Raw genomic sequence first — 12391 nt, 5'->3', positions numbered from 1 at the left:
AACGGAGCGTATGGCCGATCCGGACGACTCCGAGGCGCTCGAAGCGGATTCCCAGTCGGCCGAGGGGGGCGTCCAGTCGACCGAGAGGGGTCCGAAATCGGCCGGGGCTGGTTCAGAGAAATCCGGGGACCGGGAGGTCTCGATCGACAGTCCGGACCTCGACGCGGTCGACGCGCTGGTCGACCTGTGGGTCGCGCTCGCGTCGGACCAGCGGGCGCACGACTCCCACGTCCTCCCGGACGAGAACCGGGCCGTCGTCCGCGACACGCTCGCGCGGCACGCGGTCACCGGTGGAATCCGCGTGGCGCGCCGCGACGGCGACATCGTCGGGTTCGTCACGTTCGGTATCGAGCGCGGGGCGTACGAGCAGGACGAGACGCGCGGCGTCGTCCGGAACGTCTACGTCGATCCGACAGCCCGGGGCGACGGCGTCGGAACGGCGCTGATGGACGCCGCCGAGTCTTCCCTGCGGGCCGCCGGCGCGACAGTGCTGTCGCTGGAGGCGATGGCCGCGAACCGGCGCGCCCGCGAGTTCTACCGCGAACGGGGCTACGAACCCCACCGGGTCCAGTTCGAGAAGCCGGCCGACGGCGGCGCGGTGACCGCCTCGGACCCGCCCGCCGAAAACGACACACACTCAAAGGAGGACTGAGTAGGTCGACCCGCGCCAGGGGAGCATGGGCGGTTCATGCACTCGACTTGTAATCGAGACTTCGTGGGTTCGAATCCCACCCCTGGCTCTCCGCTACGGTTCTGACCGCGAGTGACGTCTCTTCCGGGGTGTTTCGGGTTCTACCGTCTCGCTCTCCGTCGGGAGGTGGGACATCCGCGGGGCAAGGCGGCGCGTCGTAGGCGAGGGAGGGAACGCGTCAGCGGGGGGTGCCCAGTCGGTGGGCCACCGATCCCGGCGGGGAGGGGAGGGGTGGGGAGGCGGCCGGGATCGGTTGCGTTCGCGTCGGCGGGGACCGAATCGCGGGCGGCCCAACCTGGGCACCTGTGCCTACGGGGGAGATCCACGTAAAAGCGACCTTGCCTCAAAGAGCTGTTTCACTTATCCGCTCACCGACGCCGTGCCGCGGGTAGCAGGATCAACGCGCCGGGAATCGACAGGGTGGCCAGCCGAAGCGGGTTCTCCCGGATGTCGAAATCCGGATCGAGCGGCTGGCTCTGGACGTCGGTGATCCGCAGCGACGAGTAGTAGATGATCACGTGCGTGAACAGATAGCCGACCCCGAACGGGACCACGAGCGAGAATCGGACCCCCAACTGCGTCGCGAGCAGATCGAAGACGACCGCGGTCATCGAGGCGACGGCGAGAAAGTCACCCACCTGGAGCGTCACGCCGGTGAAGGCCGTCAGCGCGGTGTCGACCGTGGAGGTCGTCGTCGGCGTGTAGACGAACGCCGTGAAGACGCTGGTAGCGACGAGCGCCATCCCAGCGATGAACCCGACGATCGGGTACGCGTACTCCATCAGTCGGTCAGTTCAGCCGGATCGGCATAATCCTATCCCTCCAGTATCAGATCTGAATCCGAGCGGACGGCCGAGAGTCGACCGCCACGTTCGACGTCGGAAACCTACTCACCGCGGTCGCGTCCGGGAGCGTCACCGCTCCGTCCCGGCGCGTCTCCGCCCTGTCCGGACCCGTCACCGCTCTGTCCGGAGGAACCGTCGGAACCACCGTCGCCGTCGCCGTCACCGCTCTGTCCGGCGTCGTTCCCTCCGTCGTCGTCGCCGGATTCGGCGGACTCGTCAGCGTCGTTCCTGCTCGCGTTCTTCTCACGGCGGTCGTTGTCCGCGCCGGGATCGCCGGACCGACCGGGGGCACCGTCGCCGTCGGTACCGGAGTTCGAGCCGTCCGCTCGGCCCGCGTCGCCGTTCCCGGCCTCCTCGGGCCGTCGGTCCTCAGACTCGTTTCCCGCCGCCGGTCCGTCGCTCCGTCCCGGCACATCGCCGCTTCGTCCCGGTGTATCACCGTCTCGACCCGGTGCGTCACCGCTCCGTCCGGGTGCGTCGCCCATCCCCCGCCCCGGGTTGTCGCCGGCGATCTCGCGGGCGATCGCGGCTGTCTCGGGCCCCGAGAGGTTCCGCGCGTCAGTCCGGAGGCGCTCGATGTTCGACGCGTCGATGCCCTTCGCCTCCCGCACCGGTGCCGGCAGCGACGACGCCGACTCGTTCGCCTGGTCGAGACGGCGCTCCACCGAGTTGATCTCCGCGGTCACCTGCGCGGTCTGGGCGCGGTATCGGCCCTCGGAGATCTCGCCGGACTCCCGGGCGCGCTCCAGTTCGGCGAGTCGGTCCCGGAGCGTCTCGATCCGCTCGCGGCTGTCGTTGACGTTCTCCGCGATGACCGCCGCTTTCGACTCGTTCGTCGCCGCGGCGGCGACCCGCTGCCCGAACGCACGTGATCCGACTTCGCTGTCGATCTCGGTCCGCTGGACCGCCACCACGCCGGCGAGCTTCGCGCCGGGCGCGATCTCGGTCGAGGCGTTCGGCTCCGAATCCGCCTCCTCGGAGGCGTTCTCACTCGGCGTGGCCGTCGGCGACGACTCGGTTCCGGTCTCCGTCTCCGTGGCGTTCGTCGCCGCCGTGCCGTCGTCCGTTACCTGGGCCGCGACCGGACCTCCGGCGGGCGACAGCGACCCGCCGGTGGCCGTCGACGCCGCGACGCCGACCGGGACGGCCGCGACGACGACGACGAGCGCGACGAGGAGCGTGGATGCTGGTCGCATTTCAACTGCCGGTAGACCCCCGAACCACATATACCTCCGACATCCTTGCGCCGGTTTTCGCCGGTTTAACCCGGATTGTATCGCACCACGCCGTCGGGACCGGCGGACGGCGCGGCGAGTCCCGTCGAGCCCCTACTCCTCGTCGGAGTCGCCGGGTCCGAGACCCTCGCCCGGGAGCACGAGCACGTTCTCGCGGCCGAGTCGGAACGCGTCGAGTTTGTCCTCGTCGCGCATCTTCCGGACCACCTGGCTCGTCTTCGCGTCGGTCCACTCCAGCGTCCCGGCGACTTCCTGCTGCTTCATCCGACCGCCCTTGTGTTCGACCAAGGCGAGCACGCGCTCCTCGTTGCTGAGGAGTTCGTCCTCCCACGGCCGGTCGTCCGCGGCGGCCGTCCCCGGGCCGGCCGCGCTCTCGTCCGTCCCGCCGCTGTCCGGAGCTTCGTCCCCGTCGCCCGCGGAGCTTCCACCGCCGCCCGCGGAGCTCCCGGCTACACCGCTCCCGCCGGATCCGGCGTCTGCATCGGCACCGACGTCTGTACCGGAATCGGCGGCCGCACCGGTGTCGGTTGCCGACGCGGAAGCCGCGGCGGACGGGTCCTCGGCGTCGGCGGTTTCCGCGGTCGCGCCGTCCGTGTCGGAGCCGGCACTCGGCTGCGACGTCCGACCGGCTGTGTCCGCTCCGGCGGCTTCGGTACCCGTCCCTGCGGCGCCACCGGTACGGCCGGAACCGGTCCCTCGGCCCCCCGCGTCGCGACGCCGGTAGAGGAACCAGCCACCGATTCCGAGGGCGCCTCCGAGGAGCACGAGCGCGCCGATCAGGAGTGCGTCGTTCCCGCCGTCGTCAGCGCCGGCGTCGTCCGCGGGAGTGTCCGTGGGCGTCCCCTCACCGCCGGATGGCTGTTCCGCGGCGACGAGCGTGGGTTCGTTCGGCCCGAAGTCCAGCGGGCCGTTCCAGACGACGATGCGGGAGGACAGCCGCGTGTCGTCGGGGTCGGGCTGGACCGTGTCGAGGGCGTAGCCCTCGGGCCAGGAGAACTGCAGCGACGTCTCCTCGTCGAGGAACAGTCCCGCGAGAGCGTCGCCGGCGCGGATCTCGCCGTTCTCGACGACCGCGAAGTTCGTCCAGACGAACGTGTACGTGACGACGCCGTAGTCCTGCGGGAGCTGCTGTCGCGTCGCGGTGACCGAGACGTTCCGAACCGCCATCTCCCGCCCCGTGGCGTTCTCGGCCGTGGCTGCCGTCGACGCCATTCGGTCGCCGAACTGGGCGGTGTACTGGGACTCGTTCGCTTCGATGTCACTGCGGAGCGACTCGAACGCCTCGGTCGTGTTCTGGTCGTCGAGGCGGACCCGGTACTCGACCGTCCACGCCGCGGACCCGTCCGAACGGAGTTCGATACGCATCGAGACGTCGTCCGGGGCGATCTGCGACCCGGCGATCCTGTCCGTCGTCTGCGCCGACGCGCCCGGTGCGGTCGCGCCGATACCCCCGACGACGGCGGCGACGACGAGGGCGACACAGACGAGGCGCGCTGCGCGGTCGGTCATCTCGTGCCATTCTCGACGCGGGGGGCACAAACAACTTCCGAGACGAACCGTGCGACCGACCGGGGACTGCCACGCGCGCGGTGCGGCGTTCGCGGGCGACTCCTCCGCCGCAGTCGACGCCCTCGCCGCCGTACCCGACGACGTACGGCGCGTCTCGGCCGACTCACACGTCGAAGACGACGTACGCGACCCAGCCGCCGGTTTCGGTCCGCTCTACTCGCATCTCCGAGTAGGTGACGGCTTTCACCTCCCTCGCGTCGATCTCGGAGAGCGGGAGTCCGCGGTAGGTGGCGTCTAACCGCCATTCGGCGTCGTCGCCGCCGGCCTCGTCGTCGGCTGTCTGGTCGTCGTCCGCACTCGCGCCCTCCGGCGCCTCGATCCGGGGGCGGTTGTCGACCGGGAGGACGCCGCGCACGTCGCGTTCGTAAATGAGTTCGTCGAGGTAGTCGAACAGGAGCGCCTCCGGACCCTCGGACGCGACCGAGACCTCGAACGTCTCGGCGTCGATCGCCGGGAGCGTCGGCTCGGCCCCGTCGGGGTCGTCCGCCGCCGATCCCGCCGCGCGTTCGGCGACGGCGTCGCAAGACGCCGCGGCGAGTCCGTCGGCGACCGAGCCGAACAGCGCCGAGAGGGTCGAAGCGGTCGCCTCGACGGCGACGTCGGCGGTGTGTTCGCGAAGTTCGAAGGGCATACGTACCGGAGCGGCGCGAGAGGGCCTGGGTCTTCCGGTCGCCCGTCGTCTGCCCGCTGCCGTCGACCCGTCAGCGTTGCTCGATCACCGCCGTCGGCCCGTCAGCCGCCGTCCCCGCGGTCCGTTTCGTCCGAACGCGCCCGGCGAACCAGATCCGCCGGCGTCTCGGCGTGCTCGGGATCGATCCGGTCGTCGTACCGGTCGGCCGGTTCGTCGCCGTCGCCGGCGGCTCCCGTTCGACGGTCGGGTTCCGAACCGGACTCGGACGCGGATCCCGCGTCGCGCTCGGCGGTTCCGACCTCGCCCGGTGACAGCGAGTTCAACTCCTCCGGCGAGAGCCCGTCGTCGCCGCGACCGGTCATCGCCACGCCGCTCGTGACGATCGCCTGGACGCCCTCCTCGACGCTCATCTCGACGTCCATCACCCGGCTCTCGGGGAGGTGCACGAGGTGTCCGCCCATCACGGGGTTGGGCGCGAGCGGGAGAAACAGCGTGTACATCTCCTCGTGGCCCGCCGCCGACCGCAGCACCTCCGGCGTCTCCGTCGTCACGAAGCCGATGGTGTAGGCGCCCTCGTGGGGGAACTCGACCAGCTTCACCTCGCGGAAGTTCTCGGCGTCGGATTCGAGCACCACGTCGCTCATCCGTCGAAAGCTCTCGTAGACCGAGCCGATCCCCGGGATCTGCACCATCACGTAGTCGAAGTACTCGACGGCGCGCTCGCCGTACCGCGAGCTGTTCACCACGAGCCCGATCCCGAGGACGGCACCGAAGACGACGACGGGCGCCGCCGCTTCGACGACCGTCGCGGGACTCACGTTCAGCACCTCCGGGATGAGCGAGACGACCGGGAGCGCGACGATGGCCTCCGAGAACAGGTTCAGATACCCGTAGACCGCGTTGAACAGGAAGAGGAAGACGGCGACCGTGATCACGAGCGGGACGACGACGGCGAGCCCGGAGATGAACGCCTCGCGGACGACATCGTACATCGAGCGTCGGACCCGACCCATCGAAGGGACGTCAGAGCGTGCATCAGACATAGCGTACTCCCCACGTAGGAGTGATCCCCCCAAAGGTGTCCCGGCTACGACATTCCGTCCCTCCAGTTCCGGGGGAGGCGATTGCCACGGTCGGCCTCGCTTCGATTCGTCTCGGCCGACTCGCCCGGGTGGACCCACCGGCTCCGACTCGCCCGATCGACCCGCTCCGTCCACAATCGCGCGTCAGGGCGCGTCCCCGTCGGCGAGGAGCTTTATCCGGATCGCGCTCGGAGTGTCGGGTATGCCGATGAAGGGCGGCGACGGCGACGGGTACCGCGAGATCGACCGGTGGGAGCGAGGCGTCGGCTGGATCGCCCATCCGGGAGAGACGATGCAACGAGCCAGCCACGCGCTCGTCGGCGACGACGGCGGCCTCTGGGTGGTGGATCCGGTGGACGCGCCCGACCTCGACGCGCTGCTCGCGGAGTTCGGCGACGTCGCGGGCGTCGTCGTCGGCCTGGACCGACACAAACGCGACTCGGCGGCGCTCGCGAGGCGGTACGACGTCCCGGTCTACGTTCCGCAGTGGATGACCGGCGTGGCGGCGGAACTCGACGCGCCGGTCGAGCGCTTCGGGAGCGAATTGGCCGATTCGGGCTACGAGTCCTTCCGGATCCGCGACTCCGACCTCCCGCCGTGGCAGGAGGTCGGCCTGTATCACCCCGAGGAGGGAACGCTCCTGGTTCCGGAGGCGGTCGGCACCGTCTCGTACTTCTGTGCGCCCGGCGAACGCCTCGGCGTCCATCCGATGCTGCGTCCGGTCCCGCCCCGGCGCGCGCTCTCGGGGTACGATCCCGAACGGGTCCTCGTCGGCCACGGCGCGGGCGTGTCCACCGATGCGGGAGCCGCGCTCCGGGACGCACTCGACAACGCGCGGTCGAACCTGCCGGGAGCCTACGGGCGGGCGCTCAGGGAGTTGCTGTCGTAGCGTCGTCGGTCGAACGCGACGAACGGCTGCTGCTACACCGATACGTCGGACGGCTCCGTCGATTCGCGGGTCGCCTCCGTCGACAGCCGGTCCGTCCCCAGCGACGCGCGGGCCGAACCGCCGCACGTCCGACGGCGTTTTGACCCGTGCGGCCGTTTACCCCGTCGTGGTCTACATCACGCGCGGGCTCTTGGACGCCCTCTTGGAGATGGCCGACGCGGAGGAACCGTCGTCGGTCAGCGTCGTGCTCGCGTCGACACCGGCCGGCGAGTTCCAGGCGGATCTGGACCTCGATCCCGAGACGCCGGTGCTCACCCACTTCTACTTCCCGGAGGCGAGCGGCTCCGTGACGGCCGTCTTCGGCGTCGACCTCGGCACGCCCGCGGGCCGGGGGCGCGCCCGGTTCGTCTCGCATCCGCAGGGGCCGCTGGAAGCGACGCGCGAGGATACCTTCGCCGCCGCGCTGGTGGTCGCGGTGCCGCCCTGGGACGAGGCGTCGTGTGCGGCCTTCGACCGGAACGACCGCGAACTGGACCTCGACGTCCTCGACGTCGAGCCGCCGGAGGAGACGGTCGCCGGGTAGAGGCGCTACCGATCCAGGTACCCCAGGTCCGTGAGCTGTTCGGCGATGTCCTCGAACTCCGCTTCCGTCAGTTCGCCCTCGCGCTGGTACTGGATGACGATGCTCCGCAGGAGGAAGCGCACGAGGTCGCTGGTGCTCGAAAAGCTGGTCCCCTCGATGGTCTCGTCGACCCGCTCGGCGAGGTCCTTCGGGATCGAGACGGTCGTGTACTCGGTCATCGTCTGGACGGTGTGAGGCGTCGCGCGGACAAAACCCTGTGGAGTCGGCACTGCGGCCCGACGCGGCGCCGCTTTTCGCCCCGTCGAACGGGAGCCGGGGGTTTTTCCATCCCCCGAGCCGTAGCGGTCTCCGATGGCTGTCAGACCACCGCAGCAGGGCGGCGACGACCCCGACTCCCTGGAGTTCGGCATCGCGGCGCTCACCCCTTATCTCTCGGAGACCGATCTCTCGTTTCCCGCGACGACCGACGAGATCGTCCGCGAACTCAACGATCCCGCGATCCCCTACGACGCCAACGGCAATTCGGTCGCGCTCTCGGAGGCGCTCGCCGCGGTCGGCCCGAGCCAGTTCGACAGCAAGCGGGAACTACTCGACGCGCTGCACCCCGTCTTCGAGGAGTACCGCGCCTCCGGTGGCGGGATCTTCTCACAGCTGCGGGCGCTTCTCCCCTTCTAAGTCACCCCCACCTTTTTCCACGGTGGGTTTCCTCGCTCACTGCGTTCGCTGCGGGAACCCACCGCGCAAAAACCTGGAGGGAAAAACGCCGCGAGGCTCGCATTCGCTCGCCTCGCGGTACAACCAGGTAATAACTCTGTTCAGGAACAGCAGCGTCGAAGACAAACTCGGGATCGAGGAATCGCGTCCGCTCGCCTAGCCGTACAGTGTGATGGCTATCACCCTGTTCGGATGACGGGAGAGAGACGCAACGACGCAGGCGACATAGCGACCGACGCCGATCAGGTCTCCTCGTCGATCTTCTGCAGCGTGTCCCGGTGCAGCGTCAGGATCAGATCGGCCAACACGCCGAACATCAGCAGTTGGACGCCGACGATGATCCCGAACGCGGAGACGACCGCGAGCACCTCGTGGGAGACGTTCACGGTGACCCACTCGATCCCGACGTAGACGGCGATGACGAGGCCGGCGACGGTCGACATCACGCCGAGACTGCCGAAGTAAAAGAGCGGGTTGTTGGTCTTCGCGCGGCGGTACAGTTCGAGGAAGATGATCCCGCCGTCGCGGATCGGCCGGAGGTTGGTGTCCGACCCGGAGGGCCGCGGCAGGTACGTGATCGGGACGACCGTCGTCTCGATCCCGCGCTTCGCACACTCGACGGCCATCTCGGTCTCGATGCCGAACCCGTCCGAAGAGAGGGTCATCCGACGGAACGACTCGCGCGTGAACGCGCGGTAGCCCGAGAGGATGTCGCCGAACTCCTCGCCGTGGACGTACGCGAACCCGCGGTTGATCAGGCGGTTTCCGAGCTTGTTGAAGCGCGTCATCGCGCCCTCGCGCATGTCCGCGAAGCGGTCGCCGATGACGTGCTCGGCCTCGCCCTCGAAGAGCGGTTCGAGCATCGCCTCGGCGTCGGCGGCCCGGTAGGTCGCGTCGCCGTCGAGCATCAGCACGTACTCGCGGTCGACGTGTTCGCGCACGCCCTCGCGGACGGCCTGGCCCTTGCCGGATCCGGTCTGGTAGACGACGCGCGCGCCGTGCTCGGCGGCGATGTCGTCGGTGTCGTCGTCGGAGCCGCCGTCGACGACGAGGACGTCGTCGAACCCGGCCTCGCGGAAGTCGTCGATGACCTGACCGATCGTCTCGGCCTCGTCGTAGGTGGGCACGAGGACGGTGACGTCGTCGAGCGAAGGCATTGCTGGGAGTGCGTCGTGGGCGCATAAAAGTGGTACCGGAACTCGACGGGGCGGTAATCGGAGCGGTGCCGAGGACGGCCCGCGCCGACGATCGGGCCCACGTCACCGACCTCCGGCGATCGGATCCGCGTCACCGTGAGCCGCTGTCACGACCGAGGCTTCTATACGGCGGTGTTGCGTTCTCCCCTCGTATGTACGGAGTCGTGCTCGCGGCCGGACAGGGGACACGGATGCGACCGCTCACCGACGACCGGCCCAAACCGCTCCTTCCCGCCGCCGGCCGCCCCCTCGTCGAACACGTCTTCGACGCCTGCATCGACGTCGTCGACGAGTTCGTCGTCGTGATCGGCTACCGGGGGACGGACGTCACCGACCGTCTCGGCGACGCCTATCGGGGCACGCCGATCAGCTACGTCGAGCAGGCCGACCCCGCGGGGACCGCCCACGCGATCGAACAGGCCCGCGAAGTCGTCGACGACCGCTTCATCGTGCTCAACGGCGACGTCCTGGTCGACCCGGCGCTCCCGGCGTCGCTCGCGGCCGCGGACGGGCACGCCATCGCGACGACGCCAGTCGAGGACCCGCGCTCCTACGGCGTCGTCTCCGTCGATGCCGCGGGCGCGCTCTCGGCGATCGTCGAGAAGCCCTCGGATCCGCCGACGGACCTCGCGAACGTCGGCTGTTACGCCTTCGAGCCGGAGGTGTTCGAGTACATCGACAGGACAGAGGAAAGCGAGCGCGGCGAGTACGAGATCACCGACACGCTCGATCTGCTGCTCTCGGATGGCCGCGACGTCTCCGTGGTCGAGTACGACGGCCGGTGGCTCGACGTCGGCCGGCCCTGGGAGCTACTGTGGGCGAACGAGCTACTGCTGGCCGACGTCGACGGAGATGTTCGAGGGGCAGTCGCCGAGGGCGCGCAGTTGGACGGGAACGTCGTCGTCGAGGAAGGCGCGACCGTCCGCGACGGCGTCCACGTCGAGGGGCCGGCCCTGATTATGTCCGGCGCGGAGGTGGGTCCGAACGCGTACGTCCGGGGCGCGACCGTGGTGGGCCCGGACGCGCACGTCGGCCACGGCGTCGAGGTGAAGAACTCGATTCTGTTCTCCGACGCGGCGGTGCCGCACCTCTCCTACGTCGGCGACTCGATCCTGGGGCGGGACGTGAACCTGGGTGCCGGAACGAAGGTCGCGAACCTGCGGCACGACGACGCGTCGGTGGCGATGACCGTGAAGGGCGAGCGGGTCGACACCGGACGGCGGAAACTCGGCGTCGTGCTGGGTGACGGGGTGAAGACCGGGATCAACGTGAGCCTGAACGCGGGCGTGAAGATCGCGAGCGGGGCGGGGATACGGCCGGGTGAGACGGTGATGCGAGACGTCGGTGGGGAGTGAAGCCGGTGGGAGACGTCGGTGGGGAGTGATACTGATCCAGGTCGTCGGTCAGGAGTGAAACGGACTGTTATCGAAGACCGTCGACCGAAACGCTTCGGAGATCCCGAAGAGGGTGATAAAGTACGTTCCGGCACCGACGGCAACGAGCAGGACGACGGTCGCGAAGTTGTGGTTCAGATCGATCGCCGTCCGGAGGAGGGTTTCGACTCCGACGACGACCGCGGCCATCGCGGCGGCGGCCGCGAACTGTCGGGCGATCTCCCCGAGAGGGATCTCGAATTCGATCTCCGAGCGCAGCGTGACCAGCGCGAGCACCACGCCGACGCCCGCGGACAGCGCCGTCGCGACGGCGGCCCCGACGAGGCCGACCGTCGGGATCAAGAGCACGTTCAGTATCACATTTGCCGCGATGAACGCGGCGTTGATCCGGAACGTCGCCTTCGGGCGGTCGATCCCGTTCAGCGCGTTCAACAGCTGTTTCTGGTAGCCGTACAGAAGCGTCGCGGCGATCAGGATCCAGAGCACCGACGCGCCGGTAACGAACTCAGGGCCGTAGATCCGGAGCAACCGATCGCCGAGCAGGATCCCGCCGAACAGCCCCGGAATCAGGACGAGACCGCCGTAGGTGAGCGAGTCCTCGACGAGGCCGGCGACGGAGCTCTGCCGCCCCTCCGCGTCGGCGCGGCTCAGTTCCGGAAACAGCGTCGAACTGACGGCGGAGTCGAACAGCGTGAGGAACTTCGCGATGCTCCAGGCCGCGGAGTAGACGCCGACGAGCGACGACTGGAGGAAGACGCCCAACAGGAGGACGTCGACGTCGTTGAACGACCGCGACTGGAGGCCGCCGAGCCACGAGAACTTCGCGTACTCGTAGAGCGACGCGAAGTGCTTTCGCGACGGACGAGCGACACCGACCGAAAGCAACCCGAGGCCGACGACAGCGACGAGAAAGTTCGCGATGGCATAACCAGCGATCATACCAACCAGTTCGGATCCGACGAAGACCAGCGCGATCTGGATGACGCTGCGGACGGCGATCCCGACAGGGGTGAGCAGCCCCGTGATGTGGACTTTCCGCTCGCCTTGAAGTGCCGAGTTCGTGAGTGACTGAAAGAGCCCCAACAGCAGGAGCGCGACGACCAGCGGCGCGACCGGTTCGCCGACGTACGCGTTTACAGCCTCATCAAAGAGGAACACGAGGGCTCCGAGTGCGAGGCCGAACGCCGCGACGACGAGTGCTCCCGCGGTCGCGTACGCGGGCGTGTCTGTTCCCTCAGTCATTCGTTTGGTTATCGCCCCGGAAATACCGAGATTCCCGGCCAGCGATAGCCACGCCACGATCGCGAGCACGAGGGCGTACTGCCCCAACACTGCGGCTCCGAGGGTTCGTGCGAAGTAGAGGGTAGCAACGAATCCCAGCGCAGAGCCGAGGAGCTTCGACGCGAAGACGACGAAGGACGTCTGTCCGATTCTCATTGGCGGGCGAGGAACCACTGACGTCGTCGCTGGGTGAACGCCGGACGTCGTCAGGGACGGTTCACAGGATGGTAGGACGTTCGAGACGGATAAGTCGTCCTAACCTGTGTGACCCGACATCTCGG

General features: G+C 68.9%; 13 protein-coding genes and 1 tRNA gene. 6 read left to right on the top strand and 8 right to left on the bottom strand.

Translation table 11 applies throughout. The features are described from left to right. Positions 1 to 10 precede the first annotated feature (10 nt). On the top strand, positions 11 to 652 hold the full coding sequence (locus tag DV707_RS04415) for a GNAT family N-acetyltransferase (RefSeq protein WP_103990425.1): 642 nt from the start codon (positions 11 to 13) through the stop codon (positions 650 to 652). Positions 653 to 666: 14 nt separating this feature from the next. Continuing rightward, positions 667 to 740, top strand: a tRNA-Thr gene (locus DV707_RS04410). Positions 741 to 1059: 319 nt separating this feature from the next. On the opposite strand, the gene DV707_RS04405 is transcribed toward DV707_RS04410, so the two are convergent. The 5 genes from DV707_RS04405 to DV707_RS04385 form a co-directional block, all read right to left on the bottom strand. Further along, positions 1060 to 1473: a hypothetical protein gene (locus DV707_RS04405; protein ID WP_103990426.1), complete on the bottom strand. Its 414-nt coding sequence runs from the start codon at positions 1471 to 1473 to the stop codon at positions 1060 to 1062. Positions 1474 to 1577: 104 nt separating this feature from the next. Then, a complete protein-coding gene (locus DV707_RS04400; RefSeq protein WP_103990427.1) occupies positions 1578 to 2732 on the bottom strand; it encodes a DUF7096 domain-containing protein in 1155 nt (384 codons plus the stop codon). Between the two features lie 132 nt (positions 2733 to 2864). Further along, a complete protein-coding gene (locus DV707_RS04395) occupies positions 2865 to 4280 on the bottom strand; it encodes a helix-turn-helix transcriptional regulator (RefSeq protein WP_103990428.1) in 1416 nt (471 codons plus the stop codon). Positions 4281 to 4443: 163 nt separating this feature from the next. Then, positions 4444 to 4971, bottom strand: coding sequence for an archease (locus tag DV707_RS04390; RefSeq protein ID WP_103990429.1), 528 nt, complete (start codon positions 4969 to 4971; stop codon positions 4444 to 4446). Between the two features lie 101 nt (positions 4972 to 5072). Continuing rightward, entirely contained in the window at positions 5073 to 6014 is a 942-nt protein-coding gene (locus tag DV707_RS04385; protein WP_235010724.1) for a DUF502 domain-containing protein, read from the bottom strand. Between the two features lie 241 nt (positions 6015 to 6255). Here DV707_RS04385 and DV707_RS04380 point away from each other — a divergent pair, with 241 nt between their 5' ends. Both DV707_RS04380 and DV707_RS04375 read left to right on the top strand, forming a co-directional pair. Continuing rightward, entirely contained in the window at positions 6256 to 6942 is a 687-nt protein-coding gene (locus DV707_RS04380) for a DUF4336 domain-containing protein (protein ID WP_103990431.1), read from the top strand. A gap of 40 nt (positions 6943 to 6982) precedes the next feature. Then, positions 6983 to 7525 (top strand): hypothetical protein, encoded by a 543-nt coding sequence (locus DV707_RS04375; RefSeq protein ID WP_394337400.1) that lies wholly within the window; start codon positions 6983 to 6985, stop codon positions 7523 to 7525. A 5-nt stretch (positions 7526 to 7530) separates the two neighbouring features. On the opposite strand, the gene DV707_RS04370 is transcribed toward DV707_RS04375, so the two are convergent. Next, positions 7531 to 7743 carry a ribbon-helix-helix domain-containing protein gene (locus DV707_RS04370; protein ID WP_103990433.1) on the bottom strand — a complete coding sequence of 71 codons (213 nt, stop codon included), beginning with the start codon at positions 7741 to 7743 and terminating at the stop codon, positions 7531 to 7533. Between the two features lie 133 nt (positions 7744 to 7876). On the opposite strand from DV707_RS04370, the gene DV707_RS04365 reads away from it, so the two are divergent. Next, on the top strand, positions 7877 to 8200 hold the full coding sequence (locus tag DV707_RS04365; RefSeq protein WP_103990434.1) for a DUF5789 family protein: 324 nt from the start codon (positions 7877 to 7879) through the stop codon (positions 8198 to 8200). Positions 8201 to 8481: 281 nt separating this feature from the next. Here DV707_RS04365 and aglJ read toward each other — a convergent pair whose 3' ends face one another. Continuing rightward, positions 8482 to 9396 carry an S-layer glycoprotein N-glycosyltransferase AglJ gene (gene aglJ / locus DV707_RS04360; RefSeq protein ID WP_103990435.1) on the bottom strand — a complete coding sequence of 305 codons (915 nt, stop codon included), beginning with the start codon at positions 9394 to 9396 and terminating at the stop codon, positions 8482 to 8484. A 191-nt stretch (positions 9397 to 9587) separates the two neighbouring features. Between aglJ and glmU the strand changes: the two genes are divergently transcribed. Then, positions 9588 to 10790, top strand: a complete 1203-nt coding sequence (gene glmU, locus DV707_RS04355) for a bifunctional sugar-1-phosphate nucleotidylyltransferase/acetyltransferase (RefSeq protein ID WP_103990436.1) — start codon at positions 9588 to 9590, stop codon at positions 10788 to 10790. A gap of 48 nt (positions 10791 to 10838) precedes the next feature. Here glmU and DV707_RS04350 read toward each other — a convergent pair whose 3' ends face one another. After that, complete coding sequence (locus DV707_RS04350) at positions 10839 to 12266, bottom strand: flippase (RefSeq protein WP_103990437.1); 1428 nt, start codon at positions 12264 to 12266, stop codon at positions 10839 to 10841. Positions 12267 to 12391 lie beyond the last annotated feature (125 nt).

This window comes from Halobellus limi (assembly GCF_004799685.1).
In the GTDB taxonomy this organism is placed as follows: Archaea; Halobacteriota; Halobacteria; order Halobacteriales; family Haloferacaceae; genus Haloquadratum; species Haloquadratum limi.
The sequence above is the reverse complement of the archived record's forward strand: the minus strand, read 5'-3'. Positions and strand labels throughout refer to the sequence as shown.